The sequence below is a fragment of the Secundilactobacillus silagincola genome (genome assembly GCF_002583405.1).
In the GTDB taxonomy this organism is placed as follows: Bacteria; Bacillota; Bacilli; order Lactobacillales; family Lactobacillaceae; genus Secundilactobacillus; species Secundilactobacillus silagincola.
The window spans coordinates 367,463-391,859 of sequence record NZ_BCMJ01000001.1 but is presented as its reverse complement, the minus strand read 5'-3'; the positions used below and the strand labels follow the sequence as shown (position 1 = coordinate 391,859).

Below are 24,397 nucleotides of genomic sequence, written 5' to 3'. Positions count from 1 at the left end.
TCATTCTACTGCTTTTTTAATTCGCATGCATTCGGCGCTGATAAGAAAGTCCTAACGCTCCCAAACTGTAGATCAACACTAACCCGGCCATAGGCGCGTAACTGGCTGTACCGAATAGCCCCACTAAAGGTGACGAGATACCGCCAAACGCATTTTGCGATAACCCCACCAATGCTGACGCGCTACCGGCATTTTGCGGTGTTTGATTCATGATGATGGAAGTGGTCAAGGTGAGCAACATTCCAATAAATAGCACTAAGAACCACAGCAATACCGCCACCGCAATCAGCGGGAACTGGAGCCATGAACCAACTAGTAGTGCTAAGCTATCCACCAATACGATTACCATGCCAACTTTCATTTGCCGCACTTCCGACACGTGATTAATGCGACTGGGCAAACCACTACCGATGACGATTCCCAGACCATTCATGGCATAAATCAGGCTGAAAGTTTGGGCAGACAGGTGGAACAGCTGCTGGTAAATAAAGGTTGAGGCTGAAATATAACTGAATAAACAGCCGTAAACTAATCCGGTAATCATAATATTTCGCATAAATCCTGGCATCTTAACTAAGTTAACAAAGGACTTAAAAGTCGCAAATATTGGCCCCGTTAAACGCTTGTCTGGTGTTAACGTTTCCGGAATTCCAACCACGATGAGTCCGGAAAGTACTAGGCCAATCGCACCAAGGAGCATAAAAATTGCCTGCCACGGTACAAATTGAATCATGTAGCCACCGATAATGGGTGCGATGATGGGGAAAACACCGTTAACCGCGTTTAAGATGGCGTAAAAATTAGTTAGCGCATGACCACTAAACAGATCACGTGCCACTGCCCTAGAGAGAACTTGACCGCTGGCCCCAGCTAGTCCCTGAATAAACCGCATCACGATCAACATAGTGATGGAATGGGTCAATGCAATCAGAAACGACGCCAGCGCAAACACTAAAAAACCGGCCAACAGCGGTTTCTTGCGGCCATAATGATCACTCAACGGACCAGCAATCAGCTGACCAAATGCCAACCCTAATAGACAGGCCGTTAAGCTCAATTGAATCAATGATGCTGACGTCTGGAACTGTCGCATCATTTGCGGTAAAGCAGGTAAGTATAAATCAATGGATAATGGCCCCGTGGCACTTAAGGTACCCAAAATTAAAACAAAGCGAAGTCGGTGACGGTTTTCAGACATGTTATCAGTTCATCCCTTCTAAATGGCATCATACTTACAATGATACGGAAATACGTGAAAAATACTAGCAAATTCATTTACAAGCCAATTAACATTGTAATAAATCACCATGACATATTGCGACTTTTAAGCAAAAAAGAGTAATATAGAGTGAATTAAGATAACAGGACTTGGTTTACAGGTTCTGGAAGGGATATAACCACTCAATGAAATTCATCAAAGAAATCGTCATACCAGTAGTGATCGGTCTCTTACTGGCATTCGGCTTAAAAACGTTTATTTTATCACCGGTCCGTGTCGATGGGCCTTCAATGGAACCTAACTTGACCAATAACGAACGGGTCTGGATGTTTAAGCAAGCCAAAATCAAACACCTCAGTGTCATCGTATTCGATGCCCATGGCGCTGATCCAGAAGCGACAGCTGGCACAGACTACGTGAAGCGTGTTATCGGCTTACCCGGTGATACCGTTTCCTTCGTTAACAACAAGCTTTACGTAAATGATAAAGTTGTCGATCAAAGCTTTATCAGTAACAGTGAAGCAACTACTGGTACCGGTAACCATAACTGGACATTACAAACGCTGGCAAAGCAGTACGGCTGGGGTAAACATGTGACGGTTGTTCCTAAAGGTGAGTACTTCGTTTTAGGTGACCACCGAAGCGTTTCAAATGATGGCCGTTACTGGGGCTTCGTGAAAAAGAGTAAAGTGGCTGGCGTTGTCAAAGTCCCATTTTGGGCCGGGACTAAAACTCAGCGCGCCAATGTGAATGGTTTAGGATACGAATAACCAACAAAGAGAGTGTGATACAACTCGGTAGATTCCAGAATTTAACGTAAAAAGGCGTATTCCGTCGAACTTGTCGGAATACGCTTTTTTGCGTTAAATGGCCGGAATCTGAGTTGTGGAACAGTTTTAGACTAGCTTAAAGTATTGAACAAAAGCAAACTTTAAATTGTCTTTAAGTCAAGAAACCAAATGAAATACTTACCAATATAGACTTATGGCACAGCCTCTTTTTTAAAATCGATGATACCCTACGAATGACGTTGCTGCTCTTTTTTAATTTGACCAGATACCCGCTGTGCCTGCTGACGTTGGCGGGACATATCTTTTTGTTTTGTTTTGACGTAATTTGTGTAAAATTCCCCATAATCAAATTCGTGATCACTGTTGGTTCCCCCAAATACCCGACGTTTTGGACGTTTTTCACTCAACCACTTCGCCATCGCTTTTTCCTCCCTGCATGATAGGTATACCCGTATGATACCAGATTTCACTAATCTTGCGTGTATTACGGCAAATTTGTAATAACAGAACTTAAAATAATCTTCCCCATATCGTGTTGCATCCATGATACAAAAATAGCGCATTGCAACTATTTCAGTGCAATACGCTATTTATAACACTTTAAAAGCTATCTTTCGTCGCCTTGAGCACGCAGTAATTCACCTAATGAAGGCTGCGTCTTTGGATCAATGTGGTACTTCTCTGAGTACGCCTTAACAGTATCCGCGCCATAGAGCTTTTCATCTAATGGCATAAAGGCCGTAGCGATTGGATCATCTGGCTTGATGTAAGCATTAATGACGATTGGCTTCTTGTTACCGTTAGCCTGCAGGTCCTTAACCTTAGCGAAAACCTCGTCCAGATCAGCCTTATTCTTCACCGTGAAACCAATACCGCCAAGTCCTTCGGCAACCTTTGCCCAATCAGCATCGGTTAAATCGACACCATAGAAATGCTGCTTAGATTCAGCCTGTTCGTAATAAATGAAACCAAAGCGGCTGTTGGAGAAGACAACGTTAATTACTGGCAGTTCATAACGAGCTTCAGTAATAATGTCAGGTGCTACCATGGCAAAACCACCATCACCTGACAGTGACCATGCCTGAGCGTCCGGAACACTGAGCGCACCAGCCATGCCACCTGGTAGGCCAAAGCCCATGGTTGCAAATAAGCCGGAAATCGCAAACCGCTGATTCTTATTCATCGGTAATCCACGAACGCCCCATTCAGAAACGTTCCCGGTATCAACCGCGTAGGTATCATTAGGACCAGCGAGTTCAGCAATCTTCTTCGTTACAGCTTCAGGATTCAAGCCCTTACTGTCATCTTCCGCTTGTTCATCCAGCCACTTGTCCCAGTTAGCCTTGTTTTCTTGGTTAGCTTTTAGCCAAGTATCAGCTGGGCGAGTTTCACCAGTCGCAATCATATCATTCAAATAAGCCTTAGCATCCGCAATAATCGCGTAGTCCACATCAACGGTCTTACCAATATCAAAGGCGTTGGTATTAACTTGAATAATTTTAACGTCCTTTGGCCAGAAGTTAGCGAATGGAAATTCGGAAGCTAGGAAGAGAATCAGGTCTGCATGTTGTAAAGCTTCAAATCCTGATTTAGCACCTAACCGGCCAAAGGTCCCAATAAAGTTAGGATGATCCGTTGCAATAACCCCAGTTGCGGGTACTGTATTCATGACAGGAATGTTGAACTGTTCTGAGAACTTAGTCAGTTCATCACGCGCGCCTAATAAGCCACGGCCAGCGTAGATCAACGGGTGCTTAGCTTCTTTGATCATCTTAAGGCTGTCAGCAATTGCCTTTGAATCAACGGTTTGACTGTAGTTATTAGCCACAACCTTTGGTGTCTTAGCTGGTTCGTAGTCGATTTCCTTAGTGGTTAAGTCTTCCGGCAAAATTACCACAGCAACCCCGCTTTGTCGGTAAGCTTCACGAATGGCTTCGTTGATCACGTAAGGAATCTGTTCAGCCGTGGTTACTGTCCGGTTGTAAACCGAAACATCTTCAAACATTGGCGTTTCATCCATCTCCTGGAAGAAATTCGTGTTCATAACCGGCTGAGCAACTTGACCCACGATGGCCAACACGGGTACGTGGTCCATTTTAGCGTCGTACAGACCGTTGAACAGGTGAGTTGCACCAGGACCTGCAGAACCAAAAGCAACCCCAATTTTACCAGTAAATTTAGCATCAGCAGAGGCTGCAATGGCACCAACTTCTTCATGACGCACCTGAATATATTTAATTTTATCTTGTTCTAGGTATAGCCCTTCAACTGTGTGGTTAATCGAGCCACCGGGAATCCCATAAATATGGTCAACGTCCCAATCTTCCAATACTTTAACTAATGCCTGTCCTGCCATCATCTTTGTCATCTGAATCGCACTCCTCCATCAGTTTCTATTAGAACTTTTAATTCTTAAATTGTTTAACATGGAAGAGTATAAGACGAACAAATTTAAAAGTCACGAGATTAGCTTACTTTTTGTAAGTTGATTTTTCATATTTTTTACACGAAAAAAATTCTGGTATTAACCGATGAAAATCGGTTAATACCAGAACAAATCCGAGATGATTGCTTTTTGATTGAATATGATTGCTAAATACTAATGAATTGCTGTTTCCAACGCAGCTGCGATGAAACCACCAACCAGTGGACCACACATTGGTACCCATGCATAATCCCAGTGAGCTGAACCCTTGTTAGGAACTGGCAGGATTGTGTAAGCGAACCGTGGGCCCCAGTCACGGGCTGGGTTAATGGCGAACCCGGTGGTCGTCCCTAAACCAGTACCGATAACGAAGATCAAGAACCCAACAACAAGCGGTTTCAAACCAGTTGTGAAGTTACCTAAATTAAGAAGAACAAAGACAAAACCGAATGTAGCGATAACTTCTGACAAGAAGTTGAAAAGAGGTGACTTAATTGCTGGCATAGTAGCAAAAATACCAACAGTGTTCCCATTTTCTTCTCCTTTTGTTTCCTTAAAGTGTGCACCGAATTCAACCATTACTAATGCTGCACCGACAAACGCACCTAAGAATTGGCCTGCTAAATATGGCAATACTTCATTCCATGGGAACAATCCAAAGATTGCAAATGGAATCGTAACTGCAGGGTTTAAATGACCATCTGAGCCTAAAAGTCCCGCAACATATACCCCCATGGTAACAGCCATACCCCATGACAGGCAGACGAACAACCAACTAGATCCCTTGGCGTACGTCTTATTCAAGTTGATCCCAGCACCAGTACCAGCTCCTAACAAAATCAGGATCATAGTGCCGAAAAACTCACCAATAAAACCATCCATTAGTGACACCCACCTTTATATAAGTTTGTTAAACAATTAACACACTAATATTAGCATATTTGAAAGCGCTTTATTTACATTATTTTCACTACTTTACAACATAAATGTGCTTAATTTCCGCAAAAAAGTGTGATACGGTTCAAAATTTTACTGGTCGGCTACTTCATCATGACACATTCTTTGCAGCATCTGCCGCAGCACATATCGCTTGTTTAACGGCTGAACGACGCGCTTTTCAGCCTTACTGATTAACTTAAACGTGCTGTGACCAAGCGTATAGTAAGTCACTGATGAAAACTGGGAGGCAAGCCGCGCTTCAATTGATTGTAATCGCGTGTAACTTGAAGGACTTGTCACAAGGATTCTAGTGATTTGATGCCCCTTTAGTTGAGAAACGACCTGGTCTTCCTGCGTCTGAGACCAACTATTTTTGTAGCACGTTAGTTGCGTCAAATGTGGCAAAACTGCTAGCTGGTTGTGTTTGATGTGCCGGTTACCTGTCAGCCACAGCAGTTGCTGTGCTGGCAATGAAGCTAATAATTGCGCCAAACTAGCCTGATTTTCTTCGACTGGGTACGTCACCTGAGTAAACCCTTTAGCTTGTAACTTGGCCGCCATCTTTTGACTCAGCACAAAGAATTCTGGCTGAGTTGTAGCGTGCCAGTCCCGACTCAAATAGACCTGAAGCGCAAACTGACTCGTGATCACAATGCCTGTTGCAGAACGAATCTGTGAGACCTCAGTCGACGTTAATTGAGTTGCCACCAGTTCACGCAACGGCAGATATAACGGCACTGTAATTTTTGCCAACTGTGACTGCAGTTCCGGTTCGACCTTCTCTTTTGGATACGTAATTAAAAATGCCACCGAAAACACCTTCTCAATCATTGATTGAATGCTATAACCTTCATCTTACCTTGCCCATCAGACTGATAGGTTGAATAGTGGCCCGCTTTGAAATTAAGATCCCAAAATACCGTGTCCGGTACCCACGACTGGTGCATCACACGCAACGTGCCAAGGTGCGCAACAACTAACACGTTAGCTGCCGAAGCCAACAAATCCTGGTAACCAGCGACTGCATGCAGTACACGTTCCGAAAAAACCTTATAACTCTCAGCACCCTTTGGCGTCACGTCAAAGGGCTTTTCAATCCACCGTGCCCACGTAACTGGATCCTGTGCCTCAATCTCATCAGCATCCAGTCCTTCCCAGTCACCAAACCCTTTCTCATTCAAATCAGCATTCACGTAAACGGTTGCGTTTGGATGATCATCAATAATAGGTTGGGCAGTCTGCTTCGTGCGCGTTGTGGCACTGCGTATAATGACATCCAGTTTTTGACGTCGCAGTTTCTTCGCAAGCTCAGCAGCCTGTTGTTGCCCTTTATCATCAAGTGCCACATCCATGGACCCATAAAATTTTCGGTGCTGATTTAATGTGGTTTCACCGTGTCGCGTTACAAATAAGGTCATTTGATCACCTCAATAATGCCACTGTATACCAGCAGGAAAATTACCTGCGATAACTCACCAAAAGCGCCAATCGTGTCACCGCTAAAGCCCTTCAGCAAGCGAATGTTAAAACGCCGGTAAAAATACCCAAACACAACGATGGCTAAATAGCCCACCAGACCCGGCCACTGTAATACCGCACCAATGACCACGATAGCCACTAACTGAGACACCACGATTCGCCAGGTTTTAACGCCGATCCAGATACTAGCCAGCCCGTTATCACCGTTATAGACCATCTTGTAGAACAATAATCCAATCCCTGTTTTGGCGACCATCGTCATAACTGCCGTTAACCCAATCAGTTGCCACAATGGCAGCTGATTGCAAATAACGATACCGCTCCCGATAACGATCAAATAAAAGTAGATCAGACCCAATGCGCCCATCGTTCCAAGCCGACTATCGTGCATGATATCCTTCATCTTTTCAGGCTTTCGTGACGAAAACAGACCGTCAGCAGTATCCGCTAAGGCGTCTAGATGGAAACCACCAGTCAGCAGTCCATCCGTGACCCAGTAAATGATCCAGGCAAACCAAAGTGGAAAGATACTGGCAAAGCCCCAGAAGATTAGTGCCTCAAGACAGCCCAGTAACAGCCCAAAAAGACTGAAGTACTGGATATTATTTTTGAACTTGTTCGTGACGTCCTTAATCTCGATTGGAATGGAAATCCGCGTAAAAAATTGTGTGTATAAAATCATTGCTTTTCCCATGGTGACCCCCAATTATTTCAACTGTTGTGACAGACCACTGATCACAAAATATACGTGATCAGCTGCCTGTGCCAAGCGTTGGTTCACCTGGCCGTAAATATCCCTCAAAATTCGCGTCTGTTTTGTCGCCGGCACAATACCTAGGCCCGTTTCATTGGTCACCACAACCATAGATTGATGAGTTGCGCGCAGGGCATCAACAATGTGATCCCAGGCATCGAAGATTTGCTGACTTAGTCTGTCAATATCATCGCTAGTCATCTGCTCAATGGCATCATCCAAACTAAGGCATCGATCTGCTGCCAGTTGAGTTGCACCATCGTAAAACAAATTGGTAATAAGCATGGTGGCATCATCCAGCAAATAACTATCGTAATGATTGGCCGTGATAAACGCGTCAACAGCTTGATACCGCTCTTCAGTAGCCCAGTTTTTTTCAGCCCGCCGTTTCTGGTGCGTTTGAATCCGCAACTGCATTTCCGGGTCTGGCTGAGTCATCACGCCGGTGGCAATGTAACATACACGGGCAACATCTGATAGTGACTGTTCAGCAAACACTGACTTGCCGCTCTTCGCCCCACCAGTCACCAACACTAACTGACTCTTCATGGTTTTGGCCTCCTGAGTTCTGCCACCGCAGCCAATTCTGGAAACGCTTGTTTTACCGCTTCTGCCTGTGTCTTTTTTACCCCAACTAGTACCACGGTTGCTGGACCAGCAGAAGTATTTAACTCTGGCAAGGTGCGGTCAACCAAGTAGTGCGTCTCCAAGTGATTCGTCTGCGCCATTTGGTCAAGTTCATACGTCACACCCTTTGACCCCACTGGCAGCATATCCACAACATCAGCGTTCCCACGAATTTGACGAACCTTATCATAGCTAAAAATCTGATTTAAATGTGCCACCACTTCGTTACCGACGTATGGCGTGCCCAATTTAAAAACAGTTAGGTCCACAGTCGCTGGTTTGGGGATGTTAGCCGTTTGAATTCGGCCAATCACCGTGATACCAATCGACGTTGTGAGGGTGGCCATGTTATCTTCTGTACTGCCATTTAACGGTATATCGGATAATTGCGCCCGTGCAAGCTCTGCTTTGACACCACTGATGATTCGCTCACCGGTCGGCACCATTTCGTTACCGACCGTATCAATCACCGTAATGGGGTGGGCGCCAAAACACATTAGCTCTAAAAGTGGCACCCTTAAAGAATAAGCAGCCGTAATAGCTGGGTCAACGGCTACAACGTCTGCTTTTTTCTCCCCAATTCCGGCACTGCTGTCACACGCGATTACCAATGTTTCCTCTGCTGTTATCGGCGTTAACGTTAAGTCTCGAAACTGTGTATTTATCATATGCGTTACCCGTTATTTACTGCATCAAAGGCATTGTTGAATGCTTGGATCGTCTCATCAATATCTTGATCCGTATGCTTGCTAGACATAAAGTTGGTTTCAAACTGCGATGGCGCGGTGTAGATTCCCTGTTGCAGTAACTGCTTGAAGAATTTTGCAAAGTAGGCCACATCGCTGGCTTGTACGTCATCGAAGTTGTTCACTGGACCGGCGTTGAAGAAGTAGCTCCACATGGTACCAACATGGTGTACCGTAATTGGCACGTTATGAGCATCGCCAGCAGCCTTAATTCCTTCAACCAGACGAGTCGTTTTAGCTGTCATCTCCTGATACAGATCATCATTCAACTGGTTTAACGTGCTTAACCCACCGGTCATGGCCAATGGGTTCCCTGATAAGGTACCCGCATGATAGATGCTACCAACTGGCGTAATGTGTTCCATAATGTCACGACGCCCGCCAAATACACCAACGGGAAGCCCACCACCAACGACTTTACCAAGGGTGGTAAGATCTGGCTTAATGTGATAAAGGCTTTGTGCACCATGGTAGGCAGCCCGAAAACCAGACATCACTTCATCAAAGATCAGCAGTGAACCAGCATCCGTTGTTAGCTGTCGCAAGGTATCCAGGAATTCTTGCGTTCCTGGAATAACGCCCATGTTTCCAGCAATGGGCTCAACGATAACGGCCGCAATTTCAGGCCCATGCTTTTCAAAAACAGCTTTAATACCTTCAACATCGTTATACGGCACCGTCAACGTATCGTAGGCAAGATCCTTGGGTACACCTGGTGAAGTATTGATGTTGAACGTAGCTAGACCAGAGCCGGCATCCACCAGTAAGGAATCACTGTGGCCATGATAGTTACCGATAAATTTCACGATCTTATCGCGTTTTGTAAACCCACGGGCCAAACGAATGGCGCTCATCGTGGCTTCGGTCCCAGATGAAACCATCCGTACCATCTCAACGGACGGAACAATTTCACGAATCTTCTTAGCCAATTCCGTTTCTAATTCCGTTGGTGCACCATAACTGGTTCCCTTCTCGGTTGCCGACTGCAAATCGCTAACCACTTTATCATCAGCGTGGCCTAAAATCAGTGGGCCCCATGAAAGTACGTAGTCAATAAACGTGTTGCCATCAATATCTTCAATGTGTGCACCCTTCCCCTGCTTAATAAACAGTGGGTCACCACCAACGTTCTTAAACGCCCGTACTGGACTGTTTACGCCACCGGGCATATAGTCTTGAGCTTCTTTGAACGCTCTTTTTGAGTTGTCAAAATTCTTCAATGTGTGTGTTCCCTTCTCTGATGATTTTTATTTTTTTTGCGCGTCCATCCGTGCAGCAACTTCCTTAGCAAAGTAGGTGATGATTAAATCAGCACCAGCACGTTTCAACCCCACAAGCACTTCGTTAACGATCTGTTCTTCATCGATCCAGCCATTAGCTGCCGCTGCTTTGACCATGGCATATTCACCAGAAACGTTGTAAGCAACCAGCGGTAAGTTGGTGTTGTTACGAACATCACGAATGATATCAGCAAAAGCCATTGCAGGTTTGACCATGGTGAAGTCAGCACCCTCTTTTTCGTCACTCTTCATTTCGCGAATGGCTTCAAGCCGGTTTGCTGGATCCATCTGATATCCCTTACGATCACCAAACTGCGGTGCGCCATCAGCAGCGTCACGGAATGGACCGTAGAAGCTGGAAGCAAACTTAACGGAGTAAGCCATGATTGGTGTTTCTTTAAACCCAGCCTTATCCAATCCTTCACGAATGGCGGCCACAAAACCGTCCATTGCGTTGGAAGGGGCAACCATATCAGCACCGGCCTTCACTTGGCTGACAGCGACCTTGGTGTTGTATTCGAGCGATTCATCGTTTAATACCTTGTGGTCCTTCACGATGCCGCAGTGACCAGTGGATGTGTACTCACACATGCAAGTATCAGCGATGACAATCAGTTCTGGATAAGCAGCCTTGATCTTACGAATGGCTTCCTGCACGATGCCGTTATCCTCCCAAGCGCCGGTGCCGACATCATCTTTGTGATCCGGAATTCCAAAAATAATGATTGATTGGATTCCTAAATCAACGATCTCTTTAATTTCATCCAGAATGGTATTGAGGCTATACCGGTAAATACCTGGCATAGATTTAATTTCTTCCTTATCCTGAATCGTGGCATCCACGAACACAGGCATAATTAAATCCGACTTCTCTAAGTGATTCTCGCGCACGAGATCACGCATGGCTGCGCTGCTTCTTAAACGACGATGACGATCAAATGTAACCATAATATATAATCTTCTTTCCACTAAATAATTTTTAAAAATAAGTAAGCGTAATCATTCACTAAATATCCTTATTTTAACGTTGATTCAATCAATTTCAAAGCGCCTTCAGCAATTAACGTATCGGCAACCTTAGACCCAATTTTGTCATTAACCGTTTCCTGCACCGTTTTGCGAAATAGGTGGGTGCCATCGGGCGAAGCCACCAGTCCCTTAAAGGTGATCTGATCCCCAGCCGACTCGGCAAACGCACCAATGGGGTAGTTGCAACTGCCACCCAAGGCGCGCAAAAAGTCGCGTTCCACTTGCACATTTTGCTTAGTGGTCGCATCGTCAATGGCGCTCAATAATGCCAACGTATCAGCATCCGTCTTGCGACATTCAATAGCCAACGCGCCTTGCCCGGTTGCTGGCAAAATATCAGCCTGCAAACTCAGCCGATATAAACCATCGAGCGAGACTTGCAGCCGGTCTAACCCGGATTCTGCCAAAATCACACCATCCAAATGTTCCGTTTTAATTTTCTTGATTCGGGTATCAACATTTCCACGAATCGGAATCACTTGAATATCTGGGCGTAAATGCAACAGTTGACCCTGACGACGCAGACTGTTGGTGCCGATTCGCGCACCCTGCGGCAAATCAGCCAGTTGCGCCAACTTTTTGGGTGTAATCAGACAATCATAAGGAGACTCACGCTTAGGAATCGCTCCGATAATCAGATCATCGGGTAACACCGGCATGACGTCCTTCAGACTGTGAACCGCAAAGTCGATATCGCCACTTTGCAGTTCCGCTTCAATTTCCTTGACGAAGACTCCTTTGCCACCAATCTTTTGAAGGCTATCCTTTAAGTTACGGTCGCCTTGCGTCACGATTTCTTTAATGCGAAAGGTAATTTTTGGGAATCGTTTCTGTAAGGCCGCAATGACCAGTTTTGACTGACACATGGCCAGCAGGCTCTTACGTGATCCCACTACAAATTCATTTTTCATAAGTGCGCTCCTGTTTTGCTAAGTCTGTTGGGAGACCAAGAATTTGGCAAATAAATGCCAGATCCACGTCAACATCTTCCTGAAGAGCCAACTCCTTGACCCCTTTGATGGGACCGAGAATCATCTGATTGATAATGCTCTTCATATGCTTGCTGATGACCTTACGCTGGTGGACATCAAGTTCTGGCAACTTTCGCAGCAAACTGTCATAAGCGGTCTTTTCAATGTCCATCGCAGACTCCCGAATCTCTTTAATGACGGGGACCACGTGAAGCTGTTGTTCCCATACGTAAAATTCATCTACGGCTGCGGGTACTTGAGCTGCCATCTGGTCGATCATCTCAGCCTTAGCCTTTTGATTTTCCGAAATGATGGCCGTTAAGTGATCAATATCAAAATAGGTGATCTCAGCAGGTAAATCTTCACTGTGCACGTTACGCGGTACACCTAAGTCCACGATGATCTTCAAATTGGTGGTTCCGCTATCAAAGATGTGGCCGTTCAGTACTGGTGATTTCGCAGAAGTTGCGAGAATAACGGTATCCGCCGCGTTCGCTGCCACCGCTAATTTATCCCAGCTAGCCGCCTGCACCGTTTCGCCATAGTTCTCGGCCATCTGAACCGCTTTTTCATTCGTCCGATTCAAAATGGTGATTTCGCTAAAGCCCATGGTACTAGCATTCTTCAACACGTGACTACCAACCTCGCCAAGACCTGCGATCACCAGGTGCTTATCCGAAAGGTCCTGCAGTACCGTTTTAATTTGGTGTAACCCGGTCTGCCCCGACGTTTTGGACAACTCACTCACGCGATAGGTCGTATGCTGTTTTTTAGCAAACGTAATAGCGGCCTTTGCCAGATGATTAAGGATCACCCCGGTGGTTCCAAGGTCACGTGCGGTGAAGAAAGCATCCTTCACCTGACCCAAAATCTGCGGTTCGCCCACAATCAAGGATTCCAAACCAGTCGTTACCCGCAACAAATGTGCCACGGCATCTTGTTTAAAACCAATTTCTGCCCATTTGCTGATTTGATCGATGGAGACGTGAAACCAGTTGGCTAAAAAGCGTTTAATATAATAACGGCCAGTATGAATCTGGTCAACCACAGCGTAGACTTCGGTTCGGTTACACGTTGACAAGATCATATTTTCAAGGATCGATTTTTCATCACTTAACAGTTCGTTCGCCTGAGTCAGTTCTTCTTTGCTGAAAACTAACTGTTCTCGTGTAGTAATTGGCAGATGTTGGTAGTTCAGACTGACGTAAATGACAAACATGTATTAATCCTCCTCTTGGTTAAACCAGTGCTTGCTTTCAAGCCACTGACGAATTTCTTGCTTGATCTGCTTGGCCTTAGCTGGTGACTTCCCCTTGGTTGAAACGGTTACCAGCAGATTCTTTGATTCCACGCGTGCGACGTTGAAAAAGTCGGACTGCTTTTTATCACTGGCATCGTTAACCAACTGAAAATGTGTGGCATCTTTTGTGACCTGCTGGTTAACACTGCGATTATTCGTACAGGCAATGATAATATCCATCTCGGAAATATCACCGGTCTCATACTCCTTTTTGATCCAAGTGATCTTAGCAGGATCAATCGCATCACACAGCGTCGGGCTGATCACAAAGACGTTCGCTCTAGCATCCAGTAAGCCAGCCACTTTACGTGCGGCTACCTTACCCCCGCCAATCACGGCAACGCGTTTACGACTCAGGTCAATATTAATTGGATATGGATAGTTCACTTGATTCACTTCCCGTAATCCACGTCAGATTCAGCCAAAATTTGATCGATTTTAGCCATATCCACGTTTTCTTCAACAATTTTAGCTAATTTTTCGTACTGGGCTTCCTTGTATTCCGCCATGGACTCATTCTTGGCGTGTAACGGCTGCAACCCTTTAGCAACCCGTAACCGGTCTAGCAGCTGCCGCGTCCAAGCGGTGTTGTCAAAAATGCCGTGGAGATAAGTTCCCCAGACACTGCCATCACCGTTCACAGCGCCATCTAAACGGTCTTCGGGTTCACCGTTGTTTTCAATAATGGTTGAAAACGGCGTGGCATCCTTCCCAAGAGTGGTCTCTCCCATATGAATCTCATAACCGTGCAAGGTCGCATCCTGATGTTTCGCAATCGCTTGCGTAGTGGTTTTTTCACCCGTAAAGGTAGTTTGAATATCGAGCAGCTGCAAACCATCTTGGTCAGTAATATCTGATTCAACATGATTAGGGTCATGTAACTGGTTACCAAGAATCTGATAACCGCCGCAAATACCGACGATCTGCGTCTTATGTGCGTGCAACGCTTGAATCTCAGGCACAAACCCATGTGTTCGCAGATAGGCCATATCCTCGTTAGTGTTCTTGCTGCCAGGCAAGATCAGCAAATCTGGGTTCCCCAGGTCTTCCGGCTTAACCACGTAGCGAACTGAAACGTCTGGTTGAATCTCCAAACTATGAAAATCGGTAAAGTTGGACATCTTCTGCAAGGCCATTACCGCCACATCAAGATCCTTTGTGGCATCCTTGACCCGAGACTTCCGTTCAAGCGCAACACTGTCTTCCTCGTCGAGATCAACATCGGTCATAGGAATCACGCCAATGACTGGCACACCGGTCAATTTTTCAATCATATCATTTCCGGACTTTAACAAACTGGCATCGCCACGAAACTTATTGACGATGATGCCCTTAAACCGCTTCTGGTCTTCTTCAGGCAGCAACTTAATCGTCCCGTAAATCGACGCATACATTCCGCCCTTATCAATATCTGCCACTAAAATAACGGGTGCGTGGGCCATTTCAGCCATGCCCATATTAACCAATCCTTTGGTATCCAGATTGATTTCTGCCGGACTGCCAGCACCTTCTAGAACCATGACGTCGTTTTCAGCCGCCAACGACTTGTACGTTTCTAGCACCCGATCCTTCAGCGCCATTTTATGGTTCTGATACTCAACAGCAGTCATATCCGTGAGTACCTTGCCCATAAACACCACCTGTGATTCCTTGTCCGTCGACGGTTTCAATAGTAAGGGATTCATCCGTACATCTGGGGCAACTCCGGCGGCTTCCGCCTGAAACACCTGAGCACGACCCATTTCCTTACCATCAGCAGTGATGTAGGAATTCAAGGCCATATTCTGTGATTTAAACGGAGCAACTTTAAGGCCCCGATTCTTCAATATTCGGCAAAGACCGGCAGCAACCCAGCTCTTACCTGAATCCGAGGCCGTTCCTTGAAACATGATTGATTTTGCACACATACTTGCGTACCTCCGCTTCCTTATGTAATGACCAATACGCGTGATTCACGCACTGGCACACCCGTTATTCTAACTTGGCTAATTTAGCTTGCAGCGTCTTATCGGCAAAAAGTTCTGCTTCATTAGCATAAAGTGGCAAATGTAATTTCTGATGAATTTTTACGAGCCACGGCTGGTCAAGCTTATTCTTCAACAGCGCTTTTTCATCATCAAAAACCGTTTCCTTTTGACCTGATTTCACAATGTGGCCGGCTTGCAAAATATAAAAGTAATCACAAACTTCATACATAAAATCAATGTCATGGCTAGACAGAATAACTTTTTGGCCCCGATCGATTAAGTGCTTGATCAGTTCAACCATTCGTCGCTTCCCATCTGGGTCGAGTCCCGCAGTCGGTTCATCCAGTAGCAGCCATTCAGAATTTAAAACCAAAATACCCGCAATGGCAACTCGCTTTTTTTGACCGCCACTGAGGTATTGAATGGGTCGATCCTTAAGGTGGCTAATATCTAATTCCCTTAAAATCGTATTTACCCGCTGCTTGATCTCATCTTTCGGAACATCCAAATTATGAAGGGCAAACGCAACATCATCTTTAACAATGGAATAAAAGATCTGCTGATCAGAGTTTTGAAAAACGATGCCCACTTTTTGACGTAACTGATTCAAACCCTTTTTAGAATAATTAATGGGCTGATTATCCACTAAGATTTTACCGCTGGTGGGCTTTAGTATTCCAACCAAGTTCAAAAACAAGGTCGATTTACCAGTTCCATTAGGACCAATGATACCCACGACTTTGGAACCATTCTCACCAAACTTAGCTGAAATATCCTTCAAAATTGGGTGATTTTTCTCATATGAAAAATCCACATGCTCTAGTTCAATCATCACTCATCATCCTCCCCAACTTTGAATTCGCCATTATACAATTTTGCATCCAACGCATACACCATTTGCTGATAATCAGTCATCACTTGCTGAAAAAGCATCTTAACTAAAATACCAGCTGAATGAATGGATAAACGGAAAGTCCGGTAACCTAACCGTAATTTTTGAGCCCGATAAATCTGTTCACACGCTTCAATAAAAATGAAGATGAAGCGATACATGAGCATCGTTTCCTCAATCATCAAGGCGGGCATATGGACAGCTTTCAACATTAAAATAATCTGCTGAAACGGCGTGGTCAAAGCGAACCAATATGTGCAAACCACCGCCGTCAAGACTTGTACGCCAAGCCGCAGCCCCCTTGGCAACATCACCTTAGACACCCCAAAGTAACTGCCAAACAGGTGAATCGGATAATAAATCTGACTGGCTTTAGGTGACATAGTGAAAACAATGCCAATAACGCTTAGTAGGAGAAAGGGCAATACCGCATAGAGCCAATGCAAATAAACACGGACAGACATCTTTGTCGCATATAAGGTATGCCAGATAACGACTGCGAGGACAACGATTTTGATTAGAATGATTGGTTGAAAGGCCAAGACAATGCCAAGCAGCCAAAGTAGGCCCTTTATTTTAGGAGACCACTTAACGATTCGATTTGAATAAGCGTACTTATCAATGACTAACATTTCATCACCCTATTAACGACCATTGTCAGAATTGTTTTTAGCTTGTGCTTGCTGCTGACGTTGTCGTTCTTTCCTACGACCATGAGCGTTACCAATAATATAGGCGATCACACCGGTCCCCAAACTGCCTTGTACCGTGAACAGCAAACTTTCAATTTCGGCTGAAGGTGGCGTCCATATCGGATGAATCCAGACTTTATAGCTAGGATCATTTTCCTTGATCTGAGCTGTCCCTTCATCATCACTGCCGGAAAACGAACCGCCTTTGGCTACGAAGAATGGTGTGATCACGAGAATTAAGACTAACAATAGTAGTATCCAGTTTTGCTTGGTCTTTTTCTTCATCCCAGTGCATTCTCCTTCCAGAGATTATTGCTGATCACCAGGTTATAGACAATCACGGTCAAAAACCCTTCGGCAATAGCCAACGGAATCTGCGTTACCGCGTAAATACCTAAGAACTTGATCACAGCACCACCAACCCCGTTATTCGGGTCTGGAAAAACAACTGCTAACTGGAATGACGTGGTCACATAAGTTGACCAATCAGCAAGTACCGCACACATGAACAGTGATACTGCACGACTGAGTTTCAATGCTCGGCAAATTTTGTACGTCGCGTACCCGACAAATGGCCCGACAATCGTCATTGAAAAGCAGTTAGCACCAAGGGTGGTTAAACCACCATGAGCAAGCAGTAACGCTTGAAACAGTAAGATAATCACCCCAAGAACTGACATGACTCCTGGCCCGAACATTGCGGTACCCAACCCGACCCCGGTTGGATGCGAGCATGAACCCGTAACAGAAGGCAGCTTCAGCGATGAAAGGACGAACACAAAAGCACCGCATAGTGCCAGCATGATCTTAGCATTTTGAGTGGTCGAGATAACGATTTTTTTCATCCGGTATAACCCGTAAATGAAGAACGGTGCACTAACCGCAAACCAGAAAATACACCACTTTGGCGGTAACATCCCTTCCATGATGTGCATGGCATATGCATCGCGAGGATACAGTGCAAAGTACAGCAAGGAACACAGGCCAACAATCACGCTTACCTTTGGTACCAAATGATTTCTAAAAACTTTTTTCATTTGTTTCACCCTATCTAATATTAATCAGAATTGATATTTCTTTTTTAATATCAATGTTGAAAAGTATGGCAATTTCGTTTCTTTGGTCAACTCGGCAACCTTAAACTGCTGCTGGTTAGCCATTGAAGCGTTTACGATTACAATTGCCTGATTCAGCAATTTTTTTGATGCCAGCAACTCAAAGATTTCTGACCAATGGGTTGCCACTTTCATGAGAACCACATTGTCATTAATATCGACCGCCTTATCGATCAGCGACATATCCGCGGTTGCTGGAATTATTTCTAAAAGTTCATCATCTAACACCAGTGGGATTGACGTAGCTGCCGCAATCTGCGAATAAGCAGAAATACCTGCCACCGTCTCCACCGCAATCTGATCACCAATAATATCGAGCAAGTAACTATAAGTACTGTATACAGAAGCATCACCCAGCGTGATAAAACCCACATCGTGGCCCGCTTTAACGTCTGCCACGATTTCTTCAGCAATGGCACGCCAACTGGCCTGTTTCTCGCTGAGATCTTTGACCATCGGGAAGCGTCGTCTTTTGACCGTTAGTTCTTCTGAAAAGTACGGCGATGCGATTTTTTCCGCGACACTCGGCTGGTCATTATGGGCCTTAGGGGCGTATAGGATGTCAATTTGTTTAAGCGTGTTGACTGCCTTCACTGTCATTAGTTCGCTGTCACCGGGGCCAACCCCGATGCCATAAAATGTTGCCATCGTTACATACCGCCTTTCGTCTCAGTTGACGCTAATTGTCGTTTTAGATGGGTAATGAACTGCTGTTGAATTTCGGGATATTCGCCCATACCTTTCAACTGTGACACCACTTGAATTCCTGCATCCTGCAACTGGCTCTGCCAAGAATCAGGCGCGTCAGAAGCCATGTCATTATGAGCGTGATTGCCCGCCACCAGCATGAACGGCTGCAACCTCACATGTTTGACACCAGCCGCCTTAAGCCGGCTAATTTCAAACTGAATATCAGGATAACTTTCAACCGCGCCCATGTAATGCTGACTGCCCATCAACATATGATCCAAGCAAGCGTAGGCCGTAAAGGCACTATTTGCAGTGCCGTGTCCCATAAAGAGTACGGCCTCATCAGCTGCCAGTGGGTTACCAATCTGCTTTAAAAAAGCAACCGTATCCTGATAATCCGCAAAGTCGTTTAATAATGGCCGACCCATGACGACCCGTTTAAAATGATCCGATTCCTTTGCCACGGCCGTTTCAACTTGGTGGTACTCAATACCAGGAATCAGGTGCAGCGATTGTACGTAAAGGTTGTCATATCCGCCGGCAATAATCTTGGCAAGTGCCTCTTGCGGTGAATCAATGCTAAGACCCTCGTTTTTCTTGATTCGTGAAACAACGATTTTTGACGTAAACGCCCGGAAAACTTCGGCATCAGGAAAAGCTGCTCGAAAGGCGTTCTCCGTGGCTTCAATCGTTTTGTGACGCGTCTCGGGATAAGTGGTACCAAAACTCACCATTAATAATGCTGTTTTACTCATCGTGCAAAGACCTTCTTTACCGTTTGAATCACGTTATCATAACTTGGTTTGACCTCGATAACATTCTTCAAGCCTAATTTCTGGCATTCATTAGCTACCGTTTGACCCATAGCGAAACAACTCATTTTGCTCATTAATTCACGTTCCTCACTGGTACAGCCGGTATAGAGATCGGTAACCGATGCTGAGCTTGGAAAAACAATACCGTGAAAATCGTTTAGATCAATATTTTGATTGATCGTTTCACTTTGGTATGTCGCCAGATAGTCGGCTTTGGCAGCAACGTCGACGTTATAGTTTGACAACGCCAGCCGTTCACCAATGAAAACAATTGGCCGTTTATAATCTAATTTCTTAGGATCATACAGCCCGTCTGCCAGCAGACCATCTTGCTGCAACCGGTACTTCACGATGTGGTTGCTAGCCACTAGTTTCCAGTTAGCCAGTGCTCGATTATCGATTCCCAGTGTCAGCAAGCGTTCCTGAAAGTAGTGAAAGGCTGCAAAATCAGTGACAATCAGCACGCCGCCAGCGTCAAAGTCTGGCAGTTCAAATGCCAATGGTTTCTTGACCCGCCGATCAAAGAAGTTTACGGCTGCCCCTTCATCTTGGAGGGCGTTAAATAATTTTGAATCCTGTTTGAACGGAATCAAGAAGTGCAACCCCTGTAACGGCCGATGCGGCTGCAGATCACCCATCAACTTAACAACGCCACCAACCACGATCAGTGCCGGTGATGAGATGTGCATCTTCTCAACTGTTTGAACCACGTTGGCTAAGTCAGACGAGATTGACCGTTGCTTCCAGTGGGTTGCCCATTGAACCACCGCAACCGGTGTATCGCTGGCCATTCCATGCGCCACTAACTGTTTAGCAATGTTAGGCAGCTGTGCCATGCCCATCAAGAAAACAATCGTCCCTTCCTGATGTGCAATGTTTTCCCAATCCAATTCTTCTCCGTTGGCTTTGCGGTGTCCGGTAATGACGTGAAAACTGGAGGCAAAATCACGGTGAGTAATGGGAATCCCTGCAGCCGCTAACCCTGCAATGGCACTAGTCAATCCAGGGACGACTTCGAAAGGAATTTGATGTTGACTCAGGTACTGACCTTCTTCACCGCCACGGCCAAACACGTATGGGTCGCCCGCCTTTAAGCGGACAACTCGCTTTCCCTGTTTGGACAGGTCCACTAGCATATCGTTGATCTGATACTGGCTGATTTTATGGTGAAGTGGCATTTTACCCACATCAATTTTCTCTGCCACAAACGGTGACAGTAACGCAGGGTTTACCAACCGGTCATACACGATGACGTCGGCTTCTTCAAGGCGGCGCTTGCCCAACAGTGTGAGCAGTTCCGGGTTGCCTGGTCCGGCGCCAATAAGTGAAACTAAACCGTTCATTGCGTTCCCTCCAATAGTGCCCTTAATTCGGCTAAACTTATGGCCCGCTCCGGATATTCCAGCGTTGGCCGTTTAATGACCAAACACGGAATTCCCAGTTTTTCACAGGCCGTTATTTTTTCCTGAACGCCGCCACGACGCCCAGATTCTTTTGTCACCACCGCAATTGCGTGACAGCGATCAAACAGTTCAATGTTGAGCTGTTCACTAAACGGTCCGCGAACAGCATCGATTTGGTCGGCTTCAAAACCAGCATCATCCAGCAAGCCAATTGCTTTAACGGTTGGTAAAACGCGGACATGTAGGCGATTAACGCCAAGCTTTTGGGCATAATCACCAGCCGTTTTACTGCCAGTAGAGAGGTAAACCGTCCCAGTAGTTGGTCTTAGATAATCGACCACGCCATCCAGATCATCAAACAACTTCAAGTTGGGTCCTTCTTCTAAACCGTTTGCTCGTTCCAAGCGAATATACCTAATCTGATCCGTTTTTGCTGCCACCATCACGGTGCCTGAGATCACCTTCGCAAATGGGTGCGTGGCATCGATAATCAACGTGATATTATGGTCAGAAAAGAACGCGTGAAAAGTTGCTGGCGTCAATATCTGCTGACTGACGTGCGCGGCATGTGGTCGTGCAAGTTCTGCACCGTAATCCGTAGTGACCGACAAAATAAACGGTGCATTGATCTTCGTCAGATAATCGGCGACATCCAAGCTTTCACTGGTACCGCCTAATAGCAAGATCAAAGCGTGTACCCTCGCGGTGTCACCATGCGACCATCTGCCACGTAGGTATTCTTGTTTCCCACGATAACGATGGTAGTCATGTTGATCTCCTCTACATCTAAATCTTTAATGGTGGTCACTTTTTCGATTTCCTTCTTGCGGGCAACATCCTTGCCAATACCAACGACAGTGTCTTCTGACTTGTATTTCAAAATAATATCTAAGGCTTCACGCAAATTATTTGGACGGCCCTTACTACGTGGGTTGTACAAGCAAATCACAAAATCAGCTTTGGCAGCAGCATCAACCCGTTCCTTAATGACATCCCAAGGGGTCATCAAATCGCTTAGACTAATGTGACAAAAATCGTTCATGAGCGGTGCACCTAATGCTGCGGCCGCACCGATACTGGCAGTCACACCTGGTACAACTTTCACGTCAATGTGCTGATCGGCCTTAGATGCCAGTTCCAGCACTAGTCCGGCCATACCGTAAATGCCGGCATCCCCACTGGAGATAATGGCAACGTCCTTACCAGTCTGGGCAATCTCAATGGCCTTTTTACAACGCTCAATTTCACCGTGCATCCCAGTGACCACAAGTTCTTTGCCCTTCAGCATATCTTGTACCAAGCGAACGTACGTCACATAACCGACGATGGTATCTGTTTTTTCAATGACGTCTAATGCTTCTTGCGTCATTAATTCTCTTGAACCGGGGCCAAGCCCTACGATATATAACATATGTTTTACTCCTTTTGAGTTTTATCTAGTTTCATCACTATTCAGCAGTTTCCGACTCATGGTCATGGTGATTTCATCCAGTGCAAAGCGATCAGTCACGGCAGGTTGCCCGGTCAGCGTTTCAGCGGAAGCACTGGCAACGTTGCCGACACCCACCGTTTTTTCAACAAACGCCGATTGCGGGTAATGCTGGCTCGCTGGCTGCAATGCTTCAGCTGTGTAAAACGTCACCGGCACGTTTAACGTATCGGCAAGGTAGTGGATGGCACCTTCGTGCTGTTTTTTATCAATGGATCCAAGTGCGTAAATTGATTGCCAAGCTAGTTGATGCTCAATACAAAACTGGGTAAATACAGTTTGCATCATGGCGTAGGTCACATCCTTGCGGCAGCCGATACCCAAAGCGTTGACCCTCGGTACCACTTGAACGCTGTTGGCACTTTTATCGAAATTGACCTTATCGGAAACAACAACTAGTGGTACATCGGGCGTCGCATCCGTCAGCGTTTCCAATTGACGAAAGCCGCTTAAATCTGGAAAAACTGATATAAAATCAGGGTCGATCCAAATCTCAACTGGTTCACCGGCAGCTAATAGGCTGTTGTATTTCTTGGTATTCATTTTGAAATCCGGGTACCAGCCGTCGACACGTTGCGCTAATGTGTCCAATGCTTGAACATGTTCCGTATCTGTCGCAGTGGTAATCACCGGATCTGATTCCAGTAATTCGGCTAACTGCGTCGTCCACGCATTCGCACCGCCAACGTGACCGGATAATAAACTGATCACATGGTTAGCACGTTCGTCAACTACGAGCACCGCGGGATCCACCGTTTTATCCTCAATCAGTGGCGCAATCGTACGAACCACGATGCCGGTGGCCATAACGCAGATCACACCATCCATTTCGTGAAATAATCGCTGACACGTCTTGGTAAACTGACCCTTGCCAAACGTCTGCTCATTAGCCACAGCAAACCGCTCTGGCAGATACACCGTCCCTTGCATGAGGTCGGCGATGCGTCGTGCCAATCGGCTTCCCTGCTTTGTCAGCGCAATCACGCCAAGTTGCGGACGCTCACTTTTTGGCATTTTTGATGCCCTTACGATAAGTATGGGTGAAAGTGGCATCGTAGAGCTTGGAGTAGCTGTACTCATCACCTAAGAAATCTCCAACCATGATCAAGGCTGTCCGGCGAATACCTGCTTCTCTAACTTTCTTGGCAATGTCGGCCAAGGTTCCCTTCACCATCTTTTCATCCGGCCAAGTGGCTTTGTAAATCACGGCAGCTGGTGTAGTTTCCTTGTAACCGCCTGCTAACAGTTCACGGACAACCTTGTTGACGCCTTGAACGGATAAGAAGATCACCATTGAAGTGTGGTGGCTGGCAAGTTTTTGTAATGATTCGCTGTCTGGTACTGGTGTCCGACCTGCCATTCGAGTGATAATGACACTCTGTGACACTTCTGGAACCGTGTATTCTACGCCCATAGACGAGGCAGCACCAAGGAAGGAGCTGACACCTGGAATGCATTCGTACTCAATATCTAACTTCTTCAACTCTTCGATCTGTTCGCGAATTGAACCATAGATTGAGAAGTCACCCGTCTGCAGCCGTACCACTTTTTTATCAGCAGCAACGGCTTCCTGCATTTTAGAGATGATGTCTTCAAGTGTCATGCTAGCGCTGTCATCTTTTTCAGCACCATCCTTGCAGTAATCGAGTAATTCAGGATTAACGAGGGAACCGGCATAGATCACCACGTCAGCTTCGGCTAAACGTCGATAGCCTTTTAATGTAATTAAATCCTTGTCACCAGGGCCTGCACCTACAAAACTTACAATTGTCAT

The 24,397-nt window shown here is 45.8% G+C and carries 27 protein-coding genes; 1 reads left to right on the top strand and 26 read right to left on the bottom strand.

The annotated features are described in order from the left end of the window. Window positions 1-16 precede the first annotated feature (16 nt). Complete coding sequence (locus tag CES82_RS01675) at window positions 17-1,198, bottom strand: multidrug effflux MFS transporter (RefSeq protein ID WP_098823574.1); 1,182 nt, start codon at window positions 1,196-1,198, stop codon at window positions 17-19. A 206-nt stretch (window positions 1,199-1,404) separates the two neighbouring features. Between CES82_RS01675 and lepB the strand changes: the two genes are divergently transcribed. Further along, the gene (gene lepB, locus CES82_RS01670; protein ID WP_098823573.1) at window positions 1,405-1,989 is read left to right on the top strand and encodes a signal peptidase I; all 585 of its coding nucleotides are present in this window, start codon (window positions 1,405-1,407) and stop codon (window positions 1,987-1,989) included. A gap of 248 nt (window positions 1,990-2,237) precedes the next feature. Here the strand turns inward: lepB and CES82_RS01665 are convergent, their stop codons facing one another. From CES82_RS01665 to CES82_RS01545, 25 genes are all read right to left on the bottom strand, one after another. Then, complete coding sequence (locus CES82_RS01665) at window positions 2,238-2,429, bottom strand: hypothetical protein (RefSeq protein WP_098823572.1); 192 nt, start codon at window positions 2,427-2,429, stop codon at window positions 2,238-2,240. A 188-nt stretch (window positions 2,430-2,617) separates the two neighbouring features. Continuing rightward, window positions 2,618-4,378 carry a pyruvate oxidase gene (gene spxB, locus CES82_RS01660; RefSeq protein WP_098823571.1) on the bottom strand — a complete coding sequence of 587 codons (1,761 nt, stop codon included), beginning with the start codon at window positions 4,376-4,378 and terminating at the stop codon, window positions 2,618-2,620. 231 nt (window positions 4,379-4,609) lie between these two features. Further along, on the bottom strand, window positions 4,610-5,317 hold the full coding sequence (locus tag CES82_RS01655) for an MIP/aquaporin family protein (RefSeq protein WP_098823570.1): 708 nt from the start codon (window positions 5,315-5,317) through the stop codon (window positions 4,610-4,612). Between the two features lie 147 nt (window positions 5,318-5,464). Beyond that, window positions 5,465-6,184, bottom strand: a complete 720-nt coding sequence (locus CES82_RS01650; RefSeq protein ID WP_180245624.1) for a uroporphyrinogen-III synthase — start codon at window positions 6,182-6,184, stop codon at window positions 5,465-5,467. Between the two features lie 17 nt (window positions 6,185-6,201). After that, on the bottom strand, window positions 6,202-6,792 hold the full coding sequence (locus CES82_RS01645) for a histidine phosphatase family protein (protein ID WP_098823568.1): 591 nt from the start codon (window positions 6,790-6,792) through the stop codon (window positions 6,202-6,204). Beyond that, window positions 6,789-7,547, bottom strand: coding sequence for an adenosylcobinamide-GDP ribazoletransferase (locus CES82_RS01640; RefSeq protein ID WP_098823567.1), 759 nt, complete (start codon window positions 7,545-7,547; stop codon window positions 6,789-6,791). Before CES82_RS01640 ends, CES82_RS01645 begins: the two co-directional genes overlap by 4 nt. A 12-nt stretch (window positions 7,548-7,559) precedes the next feature. Further along, a complete protein-coding gene (locus tag CES82_RS01635) occupies window positions 7,560-8,156 on the bottom strand; it encodes a bifunctional adenosylcobinamide kinase/adenosylcobinamide-phosphate guanylyltransferase (protein ID WP_098823566.1) in 597 nt (198 codons plus the stop codon). Beyond that, the gene (locus CES82_RS01630; protein ID WP_098823565.1) at window positions 8,153-8,902 is read right to left on the bottom strand and encodes a hypothetical protein; all 750 of its coding nucleotides are present in this window, start codon (window positions 8,900-8,902) and stop codon (window positions 8,153-8,155) included. The genes CES82_RS01635 and CES82_RS01630 overlap by 4 nt, the downstream gene beginning before the upstream one ends. Window positions 8,903-8,907: 5 nt before the next feature. Further along, window positions 8,908-10,200: a glutamate-1-semialdehyde 2,1-aminomutase gene (hemL, locus tag CES82_RS01625; RefSeq protein WP_098823564.1), complete on the bottom strand. Its 1,293-nt coding sequence runs from the start codon at window positions 10,198-10,200 to the stop codon at window positions 8,908-8,910. Window positions 10,201-10,227: 27 nt separating this feature from the next. Continuing rightward, the gene (hemB, locus tag CES82_RS01620; protein WP_098823563.1) at window positions 10,228-11,208 is read right to left on the bottom strand and encodes a porphobilinogen synthase; all 981 of its coding nucleotides are present in this window, start codon (window positions 11,206-11,208) and stop codon (window positions 10,228-10,230) included. 68 nt (window positions 11,209-11,276) lie between these two features. Beyond that, entirely contained in the window at window positions 11,277-12,200 is a 924-nt protein-coding gene (gene hemC / locus CES82_RS01615) for a hydroxymethylbilane synthase (RefSeq protein ID WP_098823562.1), read from the bottom strand. Beyond that, a complete protein-coding gene (gene hemA, locus CES82_RS01610; RefSeq protein WP_098823561.1) occupies window positions 12,190-13,479 on the bottom strand; it encodes a glutamyl-tRNA reductase in 1,290 nt (429 codons plus the stop codon). The genes hemC and hemA overlap by 11 nt, the downstream gene beginning before the upstream one ends. Before the next feature lie 3 nt (window positions 13,480-13,482). Next, complete coding sequence (locus CES82_RS01605) at window positions 13,483-13,947, bottom strand: precorrin-2 dehydrogenase/sirohydrochlorin ferrochelatase family protein (RefSeq protein ID WP_098823560.1); 465 nt, start codon at window positions 13,945-13,947, stop codon at window positions 13,483-13,485. Between the two features lie 5 nt (window positions 13,948-13,952). Further along, entirely contained in the window at window positions 13,953-15,467 is a 1,515-nt protein-coding gene (locus CES82_RS01600) for a cobyric acid synthase (RefSeq protein ID WP_098823559.1), read from the bottom strand. Window positions 15,468-15,531: 64 nt separating this feature from the next. After that, window positions 15,532-16,359, bottom strand: coding sequence for an energy-coupling factor ABC transporter ATP-binding protein (locus CES82_RS01595; RefSeq protein ID WP_098823558.1), 828 nt, complete (start codon window positions 16,357-16,359; stop codon window positions 15,532-15,534). Continuing rightward, on the bottom strand, window positions 16,359-17,051 hold the full coding sequence (cbiQ, locus tag CES82_RS01590) for a cobalt ECF transporter T component CbiQ (protein ID WP_098823557.1): 693 nt from the start codon (window positions 17,049-17,051) through the stop codon (window positions 16,359-16,361). The genes CES82_RS01595 and cbiQ overlap by 1 nt, the downstream gene beginning before the upstream one ends. Before the next feature lie 12 nt (window positions 17,052-17,063). Next, entirely contained in the window at window positions 17,064-17,396 is a 333-nt protein-coding gene (locus CES82_RS01585; protein WP_098823556.1) for an energy-coupling factor ABC transporter substrate-binding protein, read from the bottom strand. Beyond that, on the bottom strand, window positions 17,393-18,148 hold the full coding sequence (locus CES82_RS01580) for an energy-coupling factor ABC transporter permease (RefSeq protein WP_098823555.1): 756 nt from the start codon (window positions 18,146-18,148) through the stop codon (window positions 17,393-17,395). Before CES82_RS01580 ends, CES82_RS01585 begins: the two co-directional genes overlap by 4 nt. Before the next feature lie 24 nt (window positions 18,149-18,172). After that, entirely contained in the window at window positions 18,173-18,874 is a 702-nt protein-coding gene (locus tag CES82_RS01575) for a cobalt-factor II C(20)-methyltransferase (protein ID WP_098823554.1), read from the bottom strand. Between the two features lie 2 nt (window positions 18,875-18,876). Then, window positions 18,877-19,671, bottom strand: coding sequence for a sirohydrochlorin cobaltochelatase (locus tag CES82_RS01570; protein WP_098823553.1), 795 nt, complete (start codon window positions 19,669-19,671; stop codon window positions 18,877-18,879). Then, window positions 19,668-21,074 carry a uroporphyrinogen-III C-methyltransferase gene (gene cobA / locus CES82_RS01565; RefSeq protein WP_098823552.1) on the bottom strand — a complete coding sequence of 469 codons (1,407 nt, stop codon included), beginning with the start codon at window positions 21,072-21,074 and terminating at the stop codon, window positions 19,668-19,670. The genes CES82_RS01570 and cobA overlap by 4 nt, the downstream gene beginning before the upstream one ends. After that, window positions 21,071-21,823 (bottom strand): precorrin-6A reductase, encoded by a 753-nt coding sequence (gene cobK, locus CES82_RS01560; protein WP_098823551.1) that lies wholly within the window; start codon window positions 21,821-21,823, stop codon window positions 21,071-21,073. The genes cobA and cobK overlap by 4 nt, the downstream gene beginning before the upstream one ends. Then, a complete protein-coding gene (cobJ, locus tag CES82_RS01555) occupies window positions 21,820-22,545 on the bottom strand; it encodes a precorrin-3B C(17)-methyltransferase (protein WP_098823550.1) in 726 nt (241 codons plus the stop codon). The genes cobK and cobJ overlap by 4 nt, the downstream gene beginning before the upstream one ends. A 21-nt stretch (window positions 22,546-22,566) precedes the next feature. Beyond that, the gene (locus CES82_RS01550; protein ID WP_098823549.1) at window positions 22,567-23,637 is read right to left on the bottom strand and encodes a cobalt-precorrin 5A hydrolase; all 1,071 of its coding nucleotides are present in this window, start codon (window positions 23,635-23,637) and stop codon (window positions 22,567-22,569) included. Continuing rightward, window positions 23,624-24,397 carry a cobalt-precorrin-4 methyltransferase gene (locus CES82_RS01545; protein ID WP_098823548.1) on the bottom strand — a complete coding sequence of 258 codons (774 nt, stop codon included), beginning with the start codon at window positions 24,395-24,397 and terminating at the stop codon, window positions 23,624-23,626. Before CES82_RS01545 ends, CES82_RS01550 begins: the two co-directional genes overlap by 14 nt.

Excerpts from the sequence above, each read along its gene's own strand:
- CES82_RS01675 (WP_098823574.1), bottom strand. The coding sequence starts at position 1,198 with ATGTCTGAAAACCGTCACCGACTTCGCTTTGTTTTAATTTTGGGTACC.
- lepB (WP_098823573.1), top strand. The coding sequence starts at position 1,405 with ATGAAATTCATCAAAGAAATCGTCATACCAGTAGTGATCGGTCTCTTA.
- CES82_RS01665 (WP_098823572.1), bottom strand. The coding sequence starts at position 2,429 with ATGGCGAAGTGGTTGAGTGAAAAACGTCCAAAACGTCGGGTATTTGGG.
- spxB (WP_098823571.1), bottom strand. The coding sequence starts at position 4,378 with ATGACAAAGATGATGGCAGGACAGGCATTAGTTAAAGTATTGGAAGAT.
- CES82_RS01655 (WP_098823570.1), bottom strand. The coding sequence starts at position 5,317 with ATGGATGGTTTTATTGGTGAGTTTTTCGGCACTATGATCCTGATTTTG.
- CES82_RS01645 (WP_098823568.1), bottom strand. The coding sequence starts at position 6,792 with ATGACCTTATTTGTAACGCGACACGGTGAAACCACATTAAATCAGCAC.
- CES82_RS01640 (WP_098823567.1), bottom strand. The coding sequence starts at position 7,547 with ATGGGAAAAGCAATGATTTTATACACACAATTTTTTACGCGGATTTCC.
- CES82_RS01635 (WP_098823566.1), bottom strand. The coding sequence starts at position 8,156 with ATGAAGAGTCAGTTAGTGTTGGTGACTGGTGGGGCGAAGAGCGGCAAG.
- CES82_RS01630 (WP_098823565.1), bottom strand. The coding sequence starts at position 8,902 with ATGATAAATACACAGTTTCGAGACTTAACGTTAACGCCGATAACAGCA.
- hemB (WP_098823563.1), bottom strand. The coding sequence starts at position 11,208 with ATGGTTACATTTGATCGTCATCGTCGTTTAAGAAGCAGCGCAGCCATG.
- hemC (WP_098823562.1), bottom strand. The coding sequence starts at position 12,200 with ATGAAAAATGAATTTGTAGTGGGATCACGTAAGAGCCTGCTGGCCATG.
- hemA (WP_098823561.1), bottom strand. The coding sequence starts at position 13,479 with ATGTTTGTCATTTACGTCAGTCTGAACTACCAACATCTGCCAATTACT.
- CES82_RS01600 (WP_098823559.1), bottom strand. The coding sequence starts at position 15,467 with ATGTGTGCAAAATCAATCATGTTTCAAGGAACGGCCTCGGATTCAGGT.
- CES82_RS01595 (WP_098823558.1), bottom strand. The coding sequence starts at position 16,359 with ATGATTGAACTAGAGCATGTGGATTTTTCATATGAGAAAAATCACCCA.
- cbiQ (WP_098823557.1), bottom strand. The coding sequence starts at position 17,051 with ATGTTAGTCATTGATAAGTACGCTTATTCAAATCGAATCGTTAAGTGG.
- CES82_RS01585 (WP_098823556.1), bottom strand. The coding sequence starts at position 17,396 with ATGAAGAAAAAGACCAAGCAAAACTGGATACTACTATTGTTAGTCTTA.
- CES82_RS01580 (WP_098823555.1), bottom strand. The coding sequence starts at position 18,148 with ATGAAAAAAGTTTTTAGAAATCATTTGGTACCAAAGGTAAGCGTGATT.
- CES82_RS01575 (WP_098823554.1), bottom strand. The coding sequence starts at position 18,874 with ATGGCAACATTTTATGGCATCGGGGTTGGCCCCGGTGACAGCGAACTA.
- CES82_RS01570 (WP_098823553.1), bottom strand. The coding sequence starts at position 19,671 with ATGAGTAAAACAGCATTATTAATGGTGAGTTTTGGTACCACTTATCCC.
- cobA (WP_098823552.1), bottom strand. The coding sequence starts at position 21,074 with ATGAACGGTTTAGTTTCACTTATTGGCGCCGGACCAGGCAACCCGGAA.
- cobJ (WP_098823550.1), bottom strand. The coding sequence starts at position 22,545 with ATGTTATATATCGTAGGGCTTGGCCCCGGTTCAAGAGAATTAATGACG.
- CES82_RS01550 (WP_098823549.1), bottom strand. The coding sequence starts at position 23,637 with ATGCCAAAAAGTGAGCGTCCGCAACTTGGCGTGATTGCGCTGACAAAG.
- CES82_RS01545 (WP_098823548.1), bottom strand. The coding sequence starts at position 24,397 with ATGACAATTGTAAGTTTTGTAGGTGCAGGCCCTGGTGACAAGGATTTA.